Source organism: Bordetella genomosp. 2 (assembly GCF_002261345.1).
GTDB lineage: Bacteria > Pseudomonadota > Gammaproteobacteria > Burkholderiales > Burkholderiaceae_B > Bordetella_A.
Map to the genome: position 1 here is coordinate 34999 of NZ_NEVT01000008.1, position 19244 is coordinate 54242.

Sequence of the window (19244 nt, forward strand, 5' to 3'; positions counted from 1 at the left end):
GCATGCCGGATGGCCGGGTCTTATCCTCCCTGAAACACCAATCCATGGCTAGACAGGCACGAATCGACGCACTGTCCATCCACATGAACAATCCAGCGCCATGAAGCTCAACGATCTTTATTACTTCGTCCAGGTCGTCGACCAGGGCGGCTTTTCCGCCGCCGCGCGCGCGCTCGGCCTGCCGAAGTCGAGTCTGAGCAAGCGCATCGCGGTGCTGGAGCAAGACCTGGGCGCGCGGCTGATCCAGCGCACCACGCGGCGCCTCGCCCTGACCGAAGCCGGGCACGCCTTCCACCGCCATGCCGCGGCCGCGCTGCTGGAGGCCCAGGCCGCCCAGGAGGCCGTCACCAGCCGGCTGGCCGAGCCGCGCGGGCTGGTGCGCATCAGCGCCTCGCCGGCCACCGTGCAGATGGGGCTGGCGGACATCCTGCCCGGCCTCGCCCGGCGCTATCCGAAGATCCGCATCGCGCTCACGGCGACCCACCGCTATGTCGACCTGATCCAGGAAGGCATCGACATCGCGATACGCGCGCACCGCCATCCCCTGCCCGACTCGGAACTGGTGCAGCGGCGCCTGGGCTACGCGCCGAACTATCTGGTGGCCGCGCCGTCCTACCTGGCCGAGCGTGGCCATCCCCGGCAACCCGCCGACCTGGCGGCGCACGACGGCATCTTCACCGACCCGCTGGCGGCGGAAGCGGGCTGGCGCCTGCACCAGGACGGCGCGGCGCCGGTCGCCGCGCATCCCGCCGCGCGCATCTACGCCGACGACCCGCACACCATGGCGCAAGCCGCCCTGAACGGGCTGGCCATCGCCAACCTGCCGCATGGCCTGTGCGGCCCCGCCATCGCGGCGGGCCGCCTGGTGCGCCTGCTGCCCGCGTGGGACGCCGGCGGCGCCACCACCACCTTGCTGGTCCCGCACCGGCGCGGCCAGTTGCCATCGGTGCGGGCGGTGCTCGACTACCTGGCCGAGACGCTGCCCGGCCGCACCTGCCCGCCGCCATGCCCCACGTGATGACCCGCCAGCAGGCCCTCGGCCAGGCGCTGCGGCTCATCGTCCCGGCCGGCCGGATCGTCTTCATGATGTGCGGCGTGGCGGGCGCGGGCAAGACCACCTTCGCGCAGGCCCTGGCCGCCCACGGCTGCGAACGCCTGTCGATCGACGAGGAAATCTGGGCCGCCCACGGCGCCTACGCTATCGACTATGCGCCCGCCGACTACGCCCGCCTGGGCGCCGCGGCAGAGGAGCGCCTGCGCGCGCGCCTGGAACGCCTGCTGGCCGGCGGCGCCTGCGCCGTGCTGGACTTCAGTTTCTGGAAAGCCAGCGACCGCGCCGACTACCGCGCGCTGATCGAGCGCCGCCAGCATCGCTGCCAACTGATCTATTTCCGCGTGCCGCGCGAGGAACTGCGGCGCCGCCTGGCGCAACGCAACCAGCGCCGCGACGCCAACGCCGCCTTCGCGATCGACGACGCGCGGCTCGACGCCTATCTGGCCGGCTTTGAAGCGCCGCGCGACCCGACGGCGTGGATCGTCGACGACACCGCCGCGGGCAGCGGCCGCACATCAGCAGACACCGCATGAGCGGCCTCAGCGTCGACGAACACGAGTTGCCCTGCTTCTTCGAAGCCGAACCGCGGCGCGCCGATCCCGACGTGCCGTGGCCGTACAACAGCCTCACCTACCGTGCCAGTATCGGCGCCTACGAAGTCAGCTTCGGCGTCGCGCCGGCGCACGGCGATCTCTTCCTGGCGGAGATCGTCATTTCCCCCGGCAGCGCCTGTTCCTGGGGCTACGCCCCACCCCGCCGATTACCCAGGACGCCGCCAGCCGGTCCTGACGCGCCGCCGGCGCGCCACGCCGCAGCCTAGGGTTTTTCCCTATTTGCATACGTATGCAAGACCCTGAAAGTGGGCGCCGATTCATCGACCCCATGCCTACGCGCAGAGCCAACAAACCATGATCCGTTACCTGAAGCGCGGCCGCACCGCCGCCGTAAAGACCGACGACGACGCCAAGGTGCGCGCGACCGTCGAGGCCATCATCCGCGACATCGAGACACGCGGCGACGAAGCCGTGCGCGACTACAGCCGCCAGTTCGACAATTGGGACCCGGCCGACTTCCGCCTGTCGCGCGCCGAGATCGAAGCGGCCCGCAAGCAACTGTCGGCCCGCGAGATCGAAGACATCGCCTTTGCCCAGGCGCAGGTGCGCAACTTCGCGCAGATCCAGCGCGACTCCCTGCGCGAGGTCGAGGTGGAAACCTACCCGGGCGTGGTGCTGGGCCACAAGCACGTGCCGGTCAACGCGGTGGGCTGCTATATCCCCGGCGGCAAGTATCCGCTGCTGGCCTCGGCCCACATGAGCGTGCTGACGGCCAAGGTGGCGGGCGTCAAGCGCGTCGTGTCGACCGCGCCGCCCTACCAGGGCAAACCCCATCCCGCCATCGTGACCGCCATGGACATGGCCGGCGCCGACGAGATCCTGGTGCTGGGCGGCGTGCAGGCGGTGGTCGCGATGGCGGTCGGCACCCCCAGCGTGGCGCCGGTCGACATGCTGGTGGGCCCGGGCAACATGTTCGTGGCCGAAGCCAAGCGCCAGCTGTACGGCCGGGTCGGCATCGACTTGTTCGCCGGTCCCACCGAAACACTGGTGATCGCCGATGACAGCGTGGATGGCGAGCTGTGCGCGGTCGACCTGCTGGGCCAGGCCGAGCATGGGCCGACCTCGCCCGCGGTGCTGTTGACCGACAGCGAGCAACTGGCGCGCGACACCCTGGCCGAAGTGGAGCGCCAACTGGCGATCCTGCCGACCGCCGCCATCGCCGCCCGCAGCTGGGCCGACTGCGGCGAGGTCATCGTGTGCGACAGCCGCGAGGAAATGCTGCAAGTGGCCGACGAACTGGCTTTCGAACACGTGCAGGTCATGACGCGCGACCCAGATTACTTCCTGGCCAGCATGACCAACTACGGCGCGCTGTTCCTGGGGCCGCGCACCAACGTCAGCTTCGGCGACAAGGTGATCGGCACCAACCATACGCTGCCCACCAACCGCAATGCCCGCTACACCGGCGGGCTGTGGGTCGGCAAGTTCCTCAAGACCTGCACCTACCAGCGCGTCCTGACCGATGCCGCCAGCGCCGCCATGGGCGAATATTGTTCGCGCCTGTGCCACATGGAGAACTTCGCCGGCCATGGCGAACAGGCCAATATCCGCGTGCGCCGCTATGGCGGCCGGCCCGACCTGCCCTGGTACCAGCCGGTCGAGGCCCAAGCATGATCGCCTTGCCCCAGGGGCCCGATTTCCGGCTCGACGGGCGCCGCGCCCTGGTCACCGGCGGCAGCGGCGGCATCGGGCTGGCCGCGGCCGCCGCGCTGGGCCGGGCCGGCGCCCACGTCACGGTGGCCGCGCGCCGCCAGCCGGAGCTGGAGCAAGTGTGCGCGGCCATGCGGGCCGAAGGCATGGACTGCGCCTACGCCGTGCTGAACGTCACCGACTCCGCCGCCGTGGACGCCTTTGTCGGCGGCGCGGCGCCGTTCGACATCCTGGTGAACAACGCCGGCCTGAACCGCCCCAGGCTGCTGGTGGACCAGTCCGACGACGACATCGACGCGGTCCTCGACCTGAACGTCAAGGCGGCCTTCTACACCAGCCGCGCGGTGGCGCGCCGCCTGCTGCAGGCCGGCCTGCCAGGCTCGATGATCAACGTGTCCTCGCAGATGGGGCACGTCGGCAGCCCGCGGCGGGCGCTGTACTGCGCCAGCAAGCACGCGCTCGAAGGCATGACCCGCGCGCTGGCGTGGGAACTGGGCCCGTCCGGCATCCGCGTCAACACCGTGTGCCCCACCTTCATCGAAACCCCCATGACCGAGCCGATGCTGGCCGAGCCGGGTTTTCGCGACTGGGTCTGCGCGCGCAATGCCCTGGGCCGGGTCGGGCGGCTGGACGAAGTGATGGGCGCGATCGTGTTCCTGGCCGGCCCGGCCTCCAGCCTGGTGACCGGCAGCGCGCTGATGCTGGACGGAGGATGGACAGCCGCATGAAGACCGCACCGCGCGCCCAGGACGTGGCGGACCTGGCGCAAGTCTCGCAATCGGCGGTCAGCCGCACCTTTACGCCCGGCGCCAGCGTGTCCGAAGCCACGCGGCGCAAGGTGCTGGCGGCCGCGCAGAAACTCGGCTACCGCCCCAATGCGCTGGCCCGCAGCCTGATCACGCGGCGCAGCCGCATCGTCGCGCTGGTGATGAGCTACCTGGAAAACCAGTTCTACCCGCTGGTGATCGAGCAGTTGTCGCAGAAGCTGCAAAAAGAGGGCTATCACGTGCTGATGTTCATCGCCGAAGTCGACGAGGCGGCCGACGGCGTGCTGGCGGAAATCCTGCAATACCAGGTGGACGGCATCGTCATGGCCTCCGCCATGCTGTCCTCCAACGTGGCGCGCAGCTGCGCCGCGGTGGGCGTGCCGGTGGTGCAGTTCAATCGCGTGTCCATCCTGGGCGGCCTGGCGCGCCACTCGAGCAGTTCGGTCACCTCCGACAACTACGCGGGCGGCCAGCTGGCGGCCCGCCTGCTGGTCGAACGCGGCTACCGTCGCTTTGCCTATCTGGCGGAGCTGGAGGACTCCTCCACCAGCATCGAGCGCGAACGCGGCTACCGCGCGGCATTGAGCGAGGCCGGCCACGAACTGCACCGGCGCGAAGTCGGGCACTACGACTTCGACCAGGCGCAGGCGGCGGTGCGCCGCCTGTTCAGCGGCGACGCGCCGGATGCCCTGTTCGCCGCCAACGACCACATGGCCATCGCGGCATTGGACGTGCTGCGCCAGGAACTCGGCGCGCGCGTGCCGCAGGACGTGGCGGTGGTCGGTTTCGACGACGTGCCGCAGGCCGCCTGGGGCGCGTACCGCCTGACCACGGTGCGCCAGCGCGTCGAGCCCATGGTGGATGCCACCGTGACGCTGCTGCGCGAACAGATGCAGGCCGAACTGCGCCCGCGCGACATCGTCGTGCCCTGCGACCTGGTCGAGCGCGCCACCGTCAGGCCGGCGCATTGAACCGGATCCAAGCCAGCGACCCAACCACAGACATCGAAGGCGGGGCCTGCATCCCGCCTGCCATTCATCCATAGGAGACACATCAATGCGCAGCTTTTTCCTAGGCACCCTGGCCGCCGCGGCGGCCCTCGGGTGCTCCGCCCCGGCCCAGGCCCAGGACGCCCAGGCCTGGCCGGCCAAGAACATCCAGTACATCGTGCCGTTCTCGCCCGGCGGCGTCAGCGACGGCGTGGCCCGCCTGCTGGCCGAACAGCTCGGCGCCCGGCTGGGCCAGTCCGTCATCATCGAGAACAAGCCGGGCGTGTCCGGCATCGTCGGCACGCAGCTGGCCGCGCGCGCCAAGCCGGACGGCTACACCATCGCCGGCGGCACCATCACCACGCACGCGGTCAACCCGTTCTTCATCAAGTCACTGGGCTACGACCCGGTCAAGGACTTCACGCCGGTCGCGCTGGTGGGCATGGTCAGCAACGCGCTGGTGGTGCGCGCCGACAGCCCGTTCGACAGCGTCCAGCAAGTCATCGACGCCGCCCGCGCCCGCCCCGACGAACTCACCTACGGCACCGCCGGCGCCGGCACCTCGCAGCACCTCTCCGGCCAGCTGTTCCAGTCCATCTCGCACACGCGCCTGCGGCAGATCGCGTACAAAGGCGGTTCGCAGTCGATGGTGGACCTGATCGGCGGCCAGATCGACATGGTGTTCGACACCGTCGCCGCCGCCCGCCCCATGATCGACGCCAAGCGCGTCAAGGTGCTGGGCGTTACCTCGGCCAAGCCGCTGGCCGACCTGCCACAGGCCCGCCCGCTGGCCGAGCTGGGCCTGCCGGGCTTCGAGATGCAGTCCTGGCAGGGCATCTTCGTGCCGGCCGGCACCCCGGCGCCCATTGTCGAACGCCTGGCGCGCGAAATCGCCGCCATCGTCCAGACGCCGGAAGTGCGCGCCAAGCTGCTGACGCTGGGCGTCGCGCCGGACGGCCGCGGCCCCGCCGAATTCGCGCAGTTCCAGCGCAGCGAAATCGAAAAATGGCGCAAAGTGATCGAAGACGCCGGCATCCAGGCCGACTGACCTTCGCCACTGTTTATTGGAGACCTGAATGAGCGACTCCCGCTTTCCTCTGGACGGCCGCCTGCCGGCCATGCTGCGCGGCGGCAAGCCGGTGCGGGGCCTGTTCAACGGCCTGCCCAGCCCGGCCATCGTCGAGATGTGCGCCTACGCCGGCTTCGACTTCATCATCCTGGACAACGAGCACGGCAGCGCCGGCCTGGGCACCACCGAGCACATGCTGCGCGCCGCGCGCGCGGCCGGCATCGTGCCGGTGGTGCGCTGCTTCGAGCACGACCTGCCGCGCATCCTCGACATGGGCGCCAGCGCCGTGCAGATACCGATGGTGGAAAGCGCCGAGCAGGCGCGCCGCCTGGCCGGCCTGGTCCGCTATCCGCCGCTGGGCCAGCGCGGCAGCGCCTTCAGCACGCGCGCGGCCGGCTACGGCGCCTTCGGCGGCGCCGGCCACACCCAGCGCAGCAACGACGGCATCTGCCTGATCGCCATGATCGAATCGCCGCGCGGCATCGCGGCGGCGGCGGACATCGCGCAGGTGGACGGGGTGGACGCGGTCTTCATCGGCCCCAACGACCTGGCGCACGCCATGGGCCACGGCAGCGACTGGAACGCGGCCCCGGTGCAGCAAGCCATCGAACAAGGCCTGCGCGCCATCGCCCAGGCCGGCAAATGCCCCGGCATCATCGCGCTGACGCCCGAGGACGAACAGAAATACGGCGCCCTGGGCGCGCGCTACTTCGCCAACGTATCCACCAGCATCATCACCCGCGCGCTGGCCCAGGCCGCCGCGGCCGGGCGGGATACGGGACTGCGGTATTGAGGGGAGCGGGGAGACGCGCGGCGCAGCAAAGGGCTGCGCCGCGCGGTGGGGGCGGGGATCAGACGTTAAACAAAAAATGCGGCCGCAAAGCGTTGCTAGATGTGGTATTACCCTTGCTTTGCCTCACTTTGTAGTCACTTATATATACACTTTGATCGTTGCTGTACGAAGCGAGGCCTCTTTATCGTTTGTTCAGGCCGCTTCGTCACCTTCGGATTTTTTGTCGCAAAAATTCCCTTCTGGGAGTCCGTGACCGCTCCTGGGTCACTACCTGAAACTTCCTGCACTGACTTTCAATGTGCAGGAGGTAAGGACAGTGAAAATTCTACGCCGCAAGGCCGTCTGCGAAAAGCTTGGCGGCATCAATGACGTAACGCTCTGGCGGATCACTCGCGATGATCCGACATTCCCAGTATCCGTCCAGCTTAACAAAAGAGTCGTCGGCTGGCTTGAGCACGAGATTGATGCGTGGCTCGAACAGAAGGCCGCTGCCGCCCGCGCTGTCAGCAACAACGCTGTCTATCCCTGATCGCCGCGATTCCGCAGGCCAGAAGGCAGGGGTCGATGATGCGCAGCCTAGGAAAAGCCGCAGCTCTTGATGGACAGATTGATCGACTGCGACGTTCGGCTTACCTCAGCAGTAGAGGCATCTCTCCAACCGGGCAGTTCCAGCTCGACCTGATCTTTCCGAACTCAATGGAAAACAGAGATGACCTGCGGCACATCCCCAATGACTACGCAAGATCATCTCTGTTTACTGTTGGCAACAAGCGAGTGCCGCGCCGGGCGTTCATGCACGAAACACTATTCCATTACAACGAGCACATTTCAATTCTCTACACAGGCATCGAACTCCGCGCAGAAGATGACGAACTCGTGTGGCTGCAAATCCTGAACTATGCCCAAAAGGTGGCGCTCGGTGAGCCGTTCGAATTTTCCGTCAAAAACTTGGTGGCGGACGTCGGTTGGCACAAAAATGGCCGCTATTACGATAAGGCCCGTGAGTGCATCAGCCGTCTGAAGGCCAGTGAAGTTCTGGCGCTCAACAGTAAAGCGTATGGAAGGAGCGGTGCGATTTCACTCATCCAGAACTACATAGTGCTCAACGACGAGCATGGTAAGCCAACCCACTATCGAGTCTGGATGAATCCCAACTTAATTTATTTGTTTGCTGGCAATACGTTTACCAGCCATTCTTGGACTGCCTACCGGGGCTTGTCGCCGGTCGCGAGGCGCTTGGCAGACTACATTGAAAGCCACAGGCATCCGTACCCCTTGGCTCTAACAAGGTTTCGCGCCATGTGCGGGTCAAACAACAAAGACATAGCCGATTGGCGACGAACCGTAAGAAAGGCATGCGCTGAGGTGCAAGCCGCCCAGATTGCCAAGATAGCTTTTCTATCCAGCGATGACTACATCTGCTGTGGGGACGGGTAATCCGAAAAAAGCAGCTTGACACTTTTCTTCTAGGCCCGCAATTGCGGGCTTTATTGAGTCCGGAAATTTTCCTCGGAGTGGCGACTCGAAGTTATCCACAGAAACAACGTTTGGATGCCATTTCTCGTGACAGATGACCCATGCAGCGTGACAGATGACCCATGTTGGTTTTGCAGTTTATGGGTCATCTGTCACGGTTTCGAGCTGCTTACCCAGCGATCTTGCGGCTCTTGATAGGTCGTCTGTGGATAACTGCTCGACCGCCATCAGCATGTCTGAAAAAACGTGGATTTTCGTGACAGATGACCCATGAAATTTTGGGCCGGCATAAATTTTGAAACTCAAAAGCGTGACAGATGACCCATAAAAGCGTGACAAATGACCCATGAAAACGTGACAGATGGCCCTTCTCACACAGATCAAATTCCATCGTAACCTACTGTTTTAAATGAAAATTTAACTTCACCAGCAAAGCCGCTAACCTTCTTTTTAACCATTTCTTTAACCAAAAGAAGCCTTCGCTCCCTCCGGTCGCTGCGCGTCCGCCCGTGGATAACTCGCAAGCGAGTTCCCCACCGGCTCCCTTGCTGGGGCTACTCGCATTTTTCAAATGCCTGATGGGCTACTTGGGGTCGGCTGTTTCCAATATGCCTTCGGTGGGCCTGGCCGGAGCCCACCCGTCCCTTTCAGATGACATCGTAACGTTACGATAACGTAGCGTTACGATGTTACGGTGCAGGCTCCTGCCCGGCAGCCGGTGCTTCCAGCAGAACAGAAGGCTCCACCCCCAGCGCCTCGGCCAGCTTGAAGATGTTGAGCAATGCGATGTTGCGCTGCCCACGCTCAACCCCCCCCCCAGATAGCTGCGTGCCAAGCCACTTTCCAGTGCTAGGCGTTCTTGCGACCACCCTCTGGTCTTTCTGATTTCTATCAGCTTCAGGCCGAAGCGTAGTCGGGGATCAAGGGCCATATTTCTCTCTTCTTAAAGAGAAATGACTCTATGAGTACCCCCTCTATAGGGCTACGCCCGATAAGTACCCGCACTATGAGTGACAATTGAATGCAGGCGCCATAAAATGGCCTCTATAAGTAACAAAATGGAGGAAATGACGTATGGCAAGCGTCTGGAAGACTGCGGGGATGGGAGCGGCGGCGCTGGCAGTTCCTGTGGCTGGGCTTTCAGGTCTCGCTGCCGCTGGTCTTACGCTGATTCTTGTACTGGCGATGTTCGGCGTGGGGCCTGCGCGCCTGTCACAGACATCGCTTTGGGGGCTGTTGACCAGTGAGCTGATGCTCTATCTGCTGATTTCGCTGGCACTCTTCGCGCTGTCCTTCCGATTTCTGGCGCGTCTGCAGGCCCGCTGCCAGGCCCTTGTCACCAGAATCAACACCCAGCATGGGCTGTCATTCGATGCTGGACATCTCCTGGGTTATCCCGCGCCGGCATTCCTTGTTTTTGACTCCCAGAATCGCAAGATCGCGGCCTGCGATGTGGTCAATGACGCATACAAACTGCACGACTTCTCCTGGCTGCTCGGCTGGCAGATGACCTGGCGCGAGGTCGAGAGCATGGAGATGAACGGCGGTAGCCGACAGGTCAACGCCAGCGGCATGAGCGCGCCGACCTTCGAGCGCACGGTACGCGCCAAAGACTTCGCCATTGCGCTGCAAACCGCCGATCCACAACGACCAGTGCTCAGTTTTCCCATGAGCCGCCGGGCAGCGGAAACCTGGGGTGCCCGGCTCAATGCCCTCTTCAACGGATAAGTTCGCGAGGAACTACGATGAAACACTACCGAAGCCTGTTGCTGCTTCCTTTTCTCTTGACGGGATGTGCCACAACCGACATGCAGGGGGCGCTGGACTCTCTGAATGGACTGGGACAAGCCATTGGAACCAGTCTGTCGCAAGTGACTACGCCTGCAGGCGCGGCAAACCGCAACAGCGTGCTGGGGACTCCACTGCATAACGCCTTGCGCCAGAATCTGTCTACCGACGGTCGCGCCCCGGAGTGGCCCAAGGTAGTGATCAGCAATCTGCAAATTCCGGCTGATCAGATGACGCTGACCCGTAGCCTTACGCTCAAAGCCAGTGATTGCATTCGCTTTGACGCCGTGCTGTGGCACGACGCCAAGCGTTCCGAGCGCTTCAGCAATCTGTCGCTATGTGCACCGGAGTTGCCGAAACAGTCGAACAATTTCGTGCTCACCTGGAAGAGCTTTTCCATCTCCGGAAAAACCAGCGGCCAGGTTCGCACCGACGGCCCAACCCCGCCGTACAGCAAGTTGCCCAGTGACCCGGCGATGGAACGCTGGTTGATGAATCAGTTCGGCCTTTACTATGTGGGTTCGCTATTGACGCTGGTCGGCTATGACTCCAATTTCACGATCGATGACCGTCGCTTCTGGATCAGGAACATCAAGGGATGAACGCACTGCTACTTGCCGCCCTGCCGCTTGTGCTGATGGACGGCCAAGCACCAGATATCGATCACTGGTTGCGCATTGAGCCGGCCATCGCCGCCGCCGTGGAATGCCGTCAAACCTTGCCGCTGCACATGCTGGACGGTATTGCACCCAATGCTCCCGGCAGTTGGTCGCTGGTGCCGACGCGCAGCTTCACGGTGTTCGGGTTGCCGGTGCAGCGCATCGAGCTGTTCATCGACCCGGATGGTGAGCTGGGTGCAAGCTATACAGCGGTGATTGAAAAGCGCAGCCTGCAGCAGGCGCGCAAGCAGGTCAACCTCATCAGCGCGCGCGAGCGCATAGGCCAGCTCTCGGCAGATCAGCCCAATGATGAAGTACAGCTGGTCTGCACGGTGGCCGCAACGGAGCAAGGGTGAACATTCAGCGCATCATCTCTGGGGGTCAGACCGGCGTAGACAGGGCAGCGCTGGATTTCGCTATTGCCCGAAAGATTGCGCACGGCGGCTGGTGCCCGGCGGGCCGTCGGGCCGCTGATGGCGTCCTGGATGCGCGCTACCAGCTGCAGGAAACCGAATCCAGCGGCTATCGTCAGCGCACCAAGTGCAATGTGCTGGATGCGGATGCTACGCTGATCATTTACCGAGGCCGGCTAGAAGGTGGCAGCTTGCTCACTCGCGATCTGGCGACAAGGCATGGTAAACCGCTGCTGCTTTGCGATGTGCATGCCCCTGCAGAAGAGCTGTTGGCGGCATGGCAAGACTGGTTGCTTAGACATCCCATCGCTATTCTCAACATTGCTGGCCCGAGTGAAGCGCGCAACCCCGGTATTTACCTGCAGGCGAGCGGGCTACTGGAGCTTTTCTGGAGTACGGAACATGAACCGATCTGATGCCCGCTGCGCGACACCTTATATCTACTCGGGTGAGTTGCAGATTCGCCCCGAAGTTGACGCAGCCCTGGCTGCGCTGAAAGACAAACCCTATGCCGCCGTCCCCAGCTGGAAAAACGATGGCACCTGGGAGCTGTGGACGGTGGAAGGTGACGGCGAAACCGAGCCCTGCATCATCAGCGGCCCATCGACAACCTATGCCAGCGAGGCTGAGGCGCTGGCTGCTGGTGCGGCCTGGATCGCTGGCATTAGCTCCATCCCATGCTGACAAACCCAACCGATTGGCGACATCGCCCGCTTGGTTGATACCCATTTCCGCAGCGGCGGCAATGCGGATAGGCCGACAATTGAGTAAACAAACAATACGCTGTTTCCAGCAGTTGAGTTTTCAAATGGTGCTGCGCTGATCGCAACATCTTTTTGCTGGTCACATGCCCCGTTACTCCCTATTTGGCACTACGTTATTTCCAACAAGGCACAACGTTCTTTCCAATGCTTTGTTGTTCGGGCACATGATCAGGCAGCGAAAAGCTTATTTCCGGCTACGTACATTCCAAAGTTGCACAACGTACATTCCAAATCCCTCGACTGTTATTGCCTATCTTGTGCCCAAGCGGGGGAGTAACTGGGCAAAGACCTTTGTGACCAGGAAAAACAGTCTGTGCGATCAGATCAGGCTGCGGGCTTACTGTGTGAACAGTGTGGTTAGATGGTGGTAGCAGGGTGGCAACTTTGTGGAAACAAGATGTTGAAAGTGTGGCAAGGATGGTGGCGATAGTGTAGCACTTGGCCCCAAGTTACCACACTATGCTCTATGAGAGGCAAAACCGCAGGGCGGTTGTTACGCCAAAAAAACTAGCCTCCATGTGGAGGTACCAATTAATCTTTTATGCATCGTTTATTGTTCAAGCGTCAGCAGCTGGTTACTTGTGAGCCTTAATCCAAGTCTTGCCCGTGGACGTGCTCTTGAAAGTCTCCCATCCCCTGGGTTGTGAGCCGAAAATCGCGTTCATCGCCTTTGAAACTAGGTTGTACGCAAACTGACGGCGGTCTTCCAAGTGTTCTGGCAGGTGGTCAATCAGAAACTGCTGAACCCCATACCAAGGCATGCCATTCGAAGACTCGAGCTTCTGGCGGATGTCGGCATCTCCTAGCAAGGCATCAATCGCTCGCTGCTCTATGGTTGCCATGACGTCCACTGGCTCGGAGTCTTCGAAACCAGTCTCAGCGGAAAAGAGCGAGCCTGAAGCGTTTGCGTCTGGAACCCGAGCTGCCGCAGCACTCTGCCTCATTCCAGAGAAAGTGCTGCGCAGCGTTTGCGCATATGTATTCCCTATGGGTTGGTTGTAGTCATGGTCCCGCATTGAATACATCTTCTCGAACGACAGCGCACGGAGGCTGACCGGATAAGGTTTGCCTCCCACCGAACTCCAGAAAACACCTTGACCAGGGATCGGCTCATTGAGTAGCGAACTCAAAAGGTCATCACTGAAATGGGCGTTGGCTCGTTTCAGGGATGTAAGGTCGGCTGCGGACAACAGATGGAAGATGAACCAGTTGTCGCCCTGGCTGAGGATCTCAACTGGAATGCTGCCGGGTTGCTGTGTGATCAGCAATGCCCCCAGGTCGTATTTACGGCCTTCCTTCACCCAGGCAATGTAAGGCTCGGCGGCAGGTGCGTTCTCGTTCAACACAGACTGCGCTTCTTCGACGACGGCGATTGTCGGAATGGTCTTGGGGTCAGCGGCCGTGAACTCTTGCTGGTTCCGATCGAAGATCCGGCGCAGGATCAGGCCAGAGAGCACCAAGGACTGGCCTCCGCGCATCTGAGAGACGTCGATAACGCACAGTTTTCCCTCGGAAAGCGCATGAACCAGCATGTCCATGAGCTGGCTGCTCTTGTCATGCAGCATCTTCACGATCGCCGTCATGTTGCCCCGGGCTGCCAGTGCCTCGGCCTCCTGTCGCTGAGGCTCGAGATCGAGCAGTCCACATACGTCTTCGAGCGGCGCGGTGTTGCCATTGGCGTCTATCAGATTGACCAACGACTCCCAACGATCTTGTGGAAGCCCTCTGAGCTTCCGCACGTTTTGCTGTTCTTGGCGCTCTGGCCCGAGCGCAATTGAAATCACATCGCCAGGGCGAAGGCGACGGATATCAAGCTTGATACCGCCAGCAACGAACGATTGGTAGAAAGGGCTTGGATTCTTTCGGTCGGTGAAAACGACGACCTTGTCTTCCAGCGCTGGGACATCGCAAAGGCCGGGCCGACCCTTGTCGTCTGGCCAGAAATACTCCCCATCCGGGTCAAATATGACCGTGCCCACAGGGACCTGCTTGCCTGCGCGCTTGGTCACGAAGGGCGTGTTTTCGTAGAGTTTCGAGAAAAGCAGCTTGTTGAGGTTGGATTTACCGAAGCCCGCTCGAGCAAAGATGAAGCTGCGGCGAGAGACAAGGGACTCGATCGGGAAGCGAACCAGTACCTCTGGGTCGACCACCTGCATCCATTCCTGCGATTGGAATGATTTGTTACCGGCAGCGTAGATGTATTCCCCGAAAGCCAGATGGCCTATGGGGGCGCCATCGAGATTGTGTCCAGCGATCTCGCGCAACACCTCGGCGCTTGGAAAGGCAACCTTGCTGCCAACATGGGGAAGTCGACGATGGGAGGGAACGAATGTCAGCCCGTTGCCGTTCTTGCGTAGGACACCGAGCACGCGGATGTTGATCCGATACTTGAGATACTGCTCACGCAAATCCTCCGGAATAGGTCTTTCCTCGCGAACTGCACGGATGTTGAACTCCTCGCCGGAGCCGAACGACAGCTTGCCCTCAGAGGAAAAGGAGGCAATGCGACCCAACACCGCCTCATCGGGTGTCTCCAGTTGGACGATGAGGAATTGCCCGTGCATCGGGATGTTCTGGAACTCATTTCGGTACGGCAAAACAAGGTCGGCGTGAAATTCCATGCCTCCCTGCTGGAAGCCACGAAAGATCCCGACGACCTGTTCTCTGGGAAAGAGTTGGATTTCTGCCATATTGTCCTCCCTTATCCGTACCGACGCTGCGCAGGATCGGCGTCCTGCAGCTGAAACGCATCCAATGTGGCCGCGTCGCCGCCGAGACTCGAACGCACACCCTCGTAGATGAAGTCCTGCAAAATATCGAAGTCGAAATCGACCAGCGCCGCATTTTCATGCGCCTTTTGCAGGCAGCGTGGGTAATGGGGAACTGGAAAACCGTTGATCGCATCCGCAAGCATTGACCCGAGAATTGCCTGGGACTCGCTGACTTGTGGAACAAAGATGTCGATTGGCCACACGGGATCGCGGCGGTGGGAGCCAAACTTCACCAGGAACATCTTGCCGCCGACAAACTTGTTGATTTCGCCACCCTCGTCAGTACGGTCATCGCCTCGTGCGAACTCCGACCAAACGTATGCCTTTTCCTCCACTTCGCGGGGTACCTCGACGTAGGCGGGGTAATCAGTCTGAAGGACGCCTTCAAGAGCCATGGCCAAGCGATACCGAGAAAGCACCTTGCTGTGCTTGGCTACACCCGCGAGATAAACCCGCCGCCGGCTGTTGCTCCATTGTTTGTCGATACGCTCCTTCATTCCTTGGAGCAGACGCTGGAATAGGTCTTTGGCGAAAACCTTGCTTCGGAGAAGGCCGTCGCAGATGATCAACGTGTCAGTGCCGTAATCTTTATCGAGGATCTTGAATAGGATCGCCCACTCGACCAGCTCCCGATAAACCTGAACCCAGCTGGGAGAAACCGGCTTTCCACTGTCCGTCGGTCGAATCATGTGAGAGAGCGCCTGCAGGCTGTCTACTCCCAGGAAAACCATCATTTCACCCAGTGCCGTTTTGGGCGCCCCGTCCTCAGCGAATTGGCATTGGTTGAGTTTCTGCACCGGTGTCGTGGGCGAAACTGCTTCCAGGCAGTACTCGTTATTGCTGCTATCTACGACTCGGACCAACTGAATCAGAAAGGGGTCGAACTGAAGCTGGTTATTTCCTCCATCGGTGCCAACCAGTGAGATCGACGTTGTGGCGCGCGGCTGGATTCGGCGCGTGGCACTCTTCAACGGCTGAATTTCTTCTCGCAGAGCATCCAGCACCCCTTGGTCGGTACCGATGCAGTCTGCGATGGCCTCTTTCAGTTGGGCCTGGCTGGCTGGGTCAATCATTTTTCCCCCTTCATTCTTTTTTCCACGCGCCAGTTCCAGCATTCACGCCGTACCGACAGTCATATCCTGCATAAAGACTCATCTGTCAGGCTCCGTTGTCAACTAGGGCAGCATTCACTTACCAGTGCCCACTGAGTAAAGAGTATCTGTGACAGCGATTTGGCTCCAACCGTGATCGAACGTAAAGGTTCGTGCTAGACCAGCTGGATTCTGGATTTTGAGCACCCGAGCTTTTGCAGGATCGGTAGCGTTCTCGACTACATACAACCAGTACGCATCGCCTTGCTCGCGGGCAAGGTCGAACTGCGTATGCGAAAGGCCTACCGGGCGATCCTCCAGGGTGCCCGTCATCGACTTCACTTCGACCCATCGAATCTGCCTGCCGCTACTGTCGGTCTCGAATAGGTCAAAACCGGGGTTACCTTCCGGAGTGCGGCGCAGTCCCGGTTCAAGACCAATGATCAGGTCGATTGCACGTTCCTCGATCTGCATCCGTGCCGCCTGATCGAGGCCATCGGGATCGGGGCTATCATCATCGGGATGCGTGCCGACGTAGGAAATGAATGGACGCCCTCCTGCGTGGCCGGGCGTCCTCTTGACCTGGCCGCCGCCGCGCGAAGTCCCCGTGCCAGTGCGCCCTTGGCCACCACCTCCCGCACCTGTGCCCACGCCGTCACCGCCGTCCGGATCAGGGGTGCCCGGCGGGATATCCGGCATGTCATCGCCGTACAGATCTTTCGCGTCGCCGTACACGTCGCCGTCGGACGGCTCATCGGCCTCCGGCTCGGGCGCTGGCGATGGCTCCGGTTCTGGCGTTGGATTCGCGCTCAGTCGGGACGTCAGCTCGGCAACGATAGCGGGGTCTCTTCGTAGCAGATCGAGAATCGCCGGATCGATACCTGCCTCTTTGGCAAGCTGATCGATGATCGGCGGCTTGAAGGTGATCTTGGTCAGCAGGAACGGGTTGGGCTTCCAGCCGAGGGTGTCGAACACGACGAGCCCCGAAGGCACAAGCTCGCCGCGAGCATTCGGCACCCAGGCGACCTGATTGAGCGTCCGGACGAAGGCGGCGTCGAATCGGGCGGTCTTTGACTCGTGGGAGTAGCCCCACTTGTAGGAACCGTAGAAGGCGGCAGTCCCGCGCGCCTCCAGATCAGCCAACGCCTCCCACAGCACCTTCACTCTGGCTGCGGACTCCTCGGGATTCAGCGTGGGCAAGAACTCCAGCAGCTGCGTCAGCCCGCGAAGGGTGAAGTCCTCTGGCTGGCTTTCCCAGCTCGCACGCTCAAGTCCTGCTTCTCTGCGAATCTGCGCCTTCTCGGCATGTCCCAGTCCCGACGGTGTTGCTTGCGGGATGAGGTAGCGGCTTGCGCCGCACGACACCAGCAGGTCACGGATGTCTTCACCGCGCAGGCAGTCGTATTCGTTGTCGACGATCAAGATGCCGGGCACACCGGCGAAGAGCTGCTGCAGGCGGTCGGTGGCGATGTAGATTTCCCCGGGCTTGGCGACGTAACCTTTGCCATCGCCGGTGTCGACCACCATCACAAAGGTGGTGTCACGCAGGGCTGATCGAAGCTTTTCCTTCTGCGCCGTTGAGTCGGTGTTGAACGCAGCACGGATACGCTCGATATCGGCCGCGTAATCCTCGTCGCCCACATCCACCTCTTGCTGCTGGTACTTCGGCAGGAGGTTCCAGACGACATCATCCACCGGGTCGGGTTCGGTGATGCCCAGCGAGTTCAGGAATAAGCGCACCTCGGGTGTCGCACACACCGTGCGGCGCATCGTCGGGAAACTGGTGGCAATGGCGCTAGGCAGGAATGCCTTGGCCTTTCCGTTCTCGTGAGCAACGACGTGCGTACCGTCATCGAGGCGAATGAGCGGAACAGTGTCCAGGTGGCGACGCAGTGCCCTCTCCTGGCCGCTCAGGAATTCGTACAGCCGCAACACCCACTCGTCGGATTGCGCCTCAAGGAACGCCTTGGTCAGGCTCGGCAGCAGCTTTGTCGGCGTGATCTCGTCGATGTCGAGTTCGCGCATCAGATACTGGCGGATCTCGGGTGCCTTGTCCTGAGTGATGTCGCCGGACAGCCAGGCGGCGACCTCCGAACCGAACAGCGCCGCAACCTGTTCCGGGCTGAACAGCTCGCGCAACTCCTGCGTTCGCGCCAGCTTGGCCTGATGGGCGGTGACATGACCGTCGTCGAAGGTCGGAAGCAGCTCCTCGTCCTGAAACGCCTGCCGGACGGCATCAAACATCGGCGCGAACCGCGATTCCTTTGGGAATTTCTCGCGGTCGAGCGGCAGGCAACGCAGCGCCGCGACATCCAGCATTGCGTTGTCTCGCATCCAGCGCATCGCTTCCACCAGCAGGCTGGAGGTCTCCTTGACCAGATGCTGGTTCCACGGGTCACCGGGCGGGATGTTGTCGCGGCTTGGCGTGGTGCGATACGGCCCCTGCACGAGAAAGCCAAGGTGGCTCTCAACTACCGTTGGGAAGAAAACCACCAGCGGCGACTTGGCCAGCGGCTGCACAGCCCAGCGACCTGGGGCGTCCTTGACCGCAACCAGCGAGAAGGCAATTTCTACCCGTCCAACCTTGTGCCCTGCGGCAGAAAACACGTCACGGTGGAACACCAGCCAGTTCTGATCGACCTCGGGTTGCCCACTCTCTTGGCCGATCACCGTGATGCGATGGACATTGGGGCCGAGCGATTCGGGGGTGTTGCGCAGATAGAACCCGGACGCGCCACCCTCGACGCTCCAGTTGATTTCGTCGATGTGACGCAGGAACAGCAGCGCGCCCGGGCCCAAGTGGCGAAACCCCGCCGTGATGTCCGACGCCGCGCTCGCGTCTTCCGGTTTCAGGGGAAGGATGATCTGGGTCTCGTCAGCTGCCCGCGCTGAACGCGGCAACCGCTTCGGGAAAACGTAGTTCTCGATGGCGAAGTCTTCGTCGCCCGAGTGAATCTCCGGAAGATCGGTGACGGTGTAGACAGACTTGAAGCCAAGGCCGAAGCGCCCGATAGACGACTCGTTCTTGGTGCTCTCGGCAATGTCGCAGACGCTACGGACGTCGGCCTCGTCGAACGGCTTGCCGAAATGCGACAGCATCAGGCGAGTCGAGTTCAGGGTGAACGCAACTTTGCGTGATCCGCGCCACTCGCCACGTCGACCCAGCGCGTCCTCGGCGTTTTGCAGCAGTTCGAAGATGAAGTGCGTGCGGTCGTCGTAAAGCCCAGCGGCCAGCTTGCCGGACTTCTGAGCCCCTTTGGTGCCGTAGCTTTCCCGGTTCTCCTCGCAAATCGCCTCGTAGTTCGACGCCACGGCCACTCCCTCTGGGTCAGGCACCGATTTGGAT

18 protein-coding genes and 1 pseudogene are annotated in these 19244 nt (G+C 62.0%); 15 read left to right on the top strand and 4 right to left on the bottom strand.

Annotation, left to right across the window (positions count from 1 at the left end; genetic code table 11):
• The first annotated feature begins 100 nt into the window (after positions 1-100).
• From CAL24_RS19140 to trfA, 10 genes are all read left to right on the top strand, one after another.
• Positions 101-1018 carry a LysR substrate-binding domain-containing protein gene (locus CAL24_RS19140; protein ID WP_094807611.1) on the top strand — a complete coding sequence of 306 codons (918 nt, stop codon included), beginning with the start codon at positions 101-103 and terminating at the stop codon, positions 1016-1018.
• The gene (locus CAL24_RS19145; protein WP_094807612.1) at positions 1006-1587 is read left to right on the top strand and encodes an AAA family ATPase; all 582 of its coding nucleotides are present in this window, start codon (positions 1006-1008) and stop codon (positions 1585-1587) included. The genes CAL24_RS19140 and CAL24_RS19145 overlap by 13 nt, the downstream gene beginning before the upstream one ends.
• A complete protein-coding gene (locus tag CAL24_RS19150; protein WP_094807613.1) occupies positions 1584-1874 on the top strand; it encodes a hypothetical protein in 291 nt (96 codons plus the stop codon). The genes CAL24_RS19145 and CAL24_RS19150 overlap by 4 nt, the downstream gene beginning before the upstream one ends.
• Positions 1875-1962: 88 nt before the next feature.
• Positions 1963-3282 carry a histidinol dehydrogenase gene (hisD, locus tag CAL24_RS19155; RefSeq protein WP_028352621.1) on the top strand — a complete coding sequence of 440 codons (1320 nt, stop codon included), beginning with the start codon at positions 1963-1965 and terminating at the stop codon, positions 3280-3282.
• Positions 3279-4046: an SDR family NAD(P)-dependent oxidoreductase gene (locus CAL24_RS19160; RefSeq protein WP_094807614.1), complete on the top strand. Its 768-nt coding sequence runs from the start codon at positions 3279-3281 to the stop codon at positions 4044-4046. Before hisD ends, CAL24_RS19160 begins: the two co-directional genes overlap by 4 nt.
• Complete coding sequence (locus tag CAL24_RS19165; protein ID WP_094807615.1) at positions 4043-5056, top strand: LacI family DNA-binding transcriptional regulator; 1014 nt, start codon at positions 4043-4045, stop codon at positions 5054-5056. Before CAL24_RS19160 ends, CAL24_RS19165 begins: the two co-directional genes overlap by 4 nt.
• A gap of 85 nt (positions 5057-5141) precedes the next feature.
• On the top strand, positions 5142-6122 hold the full coding sequence (locus CAL24_RS19170; protein WP_028352624.1) for a Bug family tripartite tricarboxylate transporter substrate binding protein: 981 nt from the start codon (positions 5142-5144) through the stop codon (positions 6120-6122).
• 28 nt (positions 6123-6150) lie between these two features.
• Positions 6151-6936 carry an HpcH/HpaI aldolase family protein gene (locus CAL24_RS19175; protein ID WP_094807616.1) on the top strand — a complete coding sequence of 262 codons (786 nt, stop codon included), beginning with the start codon at positions 6151-6153 and terminating at the stop codon, positions 6934-6936.
• Between the two features lie 316 nt (positions 6937-7252).
• On the top strand, positions 7253-7465 hold the full coding sequence (locus tag CAL24_RS19180) for a helix-turn-helix transcriptional regulator (RefSeq protein WP_058133021.1): 213 nt from the start codon (positions 7253-7255) through the stop codon (positions 7463-7465).
• 35 nt (positions 7466-7500) lie between these two features.
• The gene (trfA, locus tag CAL24_RS19185; protein WP_212591743.1) at positions 7501-8373 is read left to right on the top strand and encodes a plasmid replication initiator TrfA; all 873 of its coding nucleotides are present in this window, start codon (positions 7501-7503) and stop codon (positions 8371-8373) included.
• 728 nt (positions 8374-9101) lie between these two features.
• On the opposite strand, the pseudogene CAL24_RS24370 reads toward trfA, so the two are convergent.
• Positions 9102-9343: pseudogene (locus CAL24_RS24370) on the bottom strand (helix-turn-helix domain-containing protein).
• A gap of 143 nt (positions 9344-9486) precedes the next feature.
• Here CAL24_RS24370 and CAL24_RS19195 point away from each other — a divergent pair.
• The 5 genes from CAL24_RS19195 to CAL24_RS19215 are packed head-to-tail and all read left to right on the top strand — an operon-like array spanning position 9487 to position 11956.
• A complete protein-coding gene (locus CAL24_RS19195) occupies positions 9487-10140 on the top strand; it encodes a hypothetical protein (protein ID WP_073651898.1) in 654 nt (217 codons plus the stop codon).
• Between the two features lie 17 nt (positions 10141-10157).
• Positions 10158-10802 carry a hypothetical protein gene (locus CAL24_RS19200; RefSeq protein WP_073651899.1) on the top strand — a complete coding sequence of 215 codons (645 nt, stop codon included), beginning with the start codon at positions 10158-10160 and terminating at the stop codon, positions 10800-10802.
• Entirely contained in the window at positions 10799-11215 is a 417-nt protein-coding gene (locus CAL24_RS19205; protein WP_094807617.1) for a hypothetical protein, read from the top strand. The genes CAL24_RS19200 and CAL24_RS19205 overlap by 4 nt, the downstream gene beginning before the upstream one ends.
• The gene (locus CAL24_RS19210) at positions 11212-11688 is read left to right on the top strand and encodes a putative molybdenum carrier protein (RefSeq protein WP_073651900.1); all 477 of its coding nucleotides are present in this window, start codon (positions 11212-11214) and stop codon (positions 11686-11688) included. The genes CAL24_RS19205 and CAL24_RS19210 overlap by 4 nt, the downstream gene beginning before the upstream one ends.
• The gene (locus CAL24_RS19215; RefSeq protein WP_073651901.1) at positions 11675-11956 is read left to right on the top strand and encodes a hypothetical protein; all 282 of its coding nucleotides are present in this window, start codon (positions 11675-11677) and stop codon (positions 11954-11956) included. The genes CAL24_RS19210 and CAL24_RS19215 overlap by 14 nt, the downstream gene beginning before the upstream one ends.
• 655 nt (positions 11957-12611) lie before the next feature.
• Here CAL24_RS19215 and CAL24_RS19220 read toward each other — a convergent pair.
• The 3 genes from CAL24_RS19220 to CAL24_RS24445 form a co-directional block, all read right to left on the bottom strand.
• On the bottom strand, positions 12612-14726 hold the full coding sequence (locus tag CAL24_RS19220) for an ATP-binding protein (RefSeq protein ID WP_094807618.1): 2115 nt from the start codon (positions 14724-14726) through the stop codon (positions 12612-12614).
• Positions 14727-14737: 11 nt separating this feature from the next.
• Positions 14738-15922, bottom strand: a complete 1185-nt coding sequence (locus tag CAL24_RS19225; RefSeq protein ID WP_212591744.1) for a hypothetical protein — start codon at positions 15920-15922, stop codon at positions 14738-14740.
• Between the two features lie 72 nt (positions 15923-15994).
• Positions 15995-19210 carry a DUF3883 domain-containing protein gene (locus CAL24_RS24445; RefSeq protein ID WP_170947128.1) on the bottom strand — a complete coding sequence of 1072 codons (3216 nt, stop codon included), beginning with the start codon at positions 19208-19210 and terminating at the stop codon, positions 15995-15997.
• Positions 19211-19244 lie beyond the last annotated feature (34 nt).

Coding starts and splice junctions, on each gene's coding strand:
- CAL24_RS19140 (WP_094807611.1), top strand. CDS start 101: ATGAAGCTCAACGATCTTTATTACTTCGTCCAGGTCGTCGACCAGGGC.
- CAL24_RS19145 (WP_094807612.1), top strand. CDS start 1,006: ATGCCCCACGTGATGACCCGCCAGCAGGCCCTCGGCCAGGCGCTGCGG.
- CAL24_RS19150 (WP_094807613.1), top strand. CDS start 1,584: ATGAGCGGCCTCAGCGTCGACGAACACGAGTTGCCCTGCTTCTTCGAA.
- hisD (WP_028352621.1), top strand. CDS start 1,963: ATGATCCGTTACCTGAAGCGCGGCCGCACCGCCGCCGTAAAGACCGAC.
- CAL24_RS19160 (WP_094807614.1), top strand. CDS start 3,279: ATGATCGCCTTGCCCCAGGGGCCCGATTTCCGGCTCGACGGGCGCCGC.
- CAL24_RS19165 (WP_094807615.1), top strand. CDS start 4,043: ATGAAGACCGCACCGCGCGCCCAGGACGTGGCGGACCTGGCGCAAGTC.
- CAL24_RS19170 (WP_028352624.1), top strand. CDS start 5,142: ATGCGCAGCTTTTTCCTAGGCACCCTGGCCGCCGCGGCGGCCCTCGGG.
- CAL24_RS19175 (WP_094807616.1), top strand. CDS start 6,151: ATGAGCGACTCCCGCTTTCCTCTGGACGGCCGCCTGCCGGCCATGCTG.
- trfA (WP_212591743.1), top strand. CDS start 7,501: ATGATGCGCAGCCTAGGAAAAGCCGCAGCTCTTGATGGACAGATTGAT.
- CAL24_RS19195 (WP_073651898.1), top strand. CDS start 9,487: ATGGCAAGCGTCTGGAAGACTGCGGGGATGGGAGCGGCGGCGCTGGCA.
- CAL24_RS19200 (WP_073651899.1), top strand. CDS start 10,158: ATGAAACACTACCGAAGCCTGTTGCTGCTTCCTTTTCTCTTGACGGGA.
- CAL24_RS19205 (WP_094807617.1), top strand. CDS start 10,799: ATGAACGCACTGCTACTTGCCGCCCTGCCGCTTGTGCTGATGGACGGC.
- CAL24_RS19215 (WP_073651901.1), top strand. CDS start 11,675: ATGAACCGATCTGATGCCCGCTGCGCGACACCTTATATCTACTCGGGT.
- CAL24_RS19220 (WP_094807618.1), bottom strand. CDS start 14,726: ATGGCAGAAATCCAACTCTTTCCCAGAGAACAGGTCGTCGGGATCTTT.
- CAL24_RS19225 (WP_212591744.1), bottom strand. CDS start 15,922: ATGCTGGAACTGGCGCGTGGAAAAAAGAATGAAGGGGGAAAAATGATT.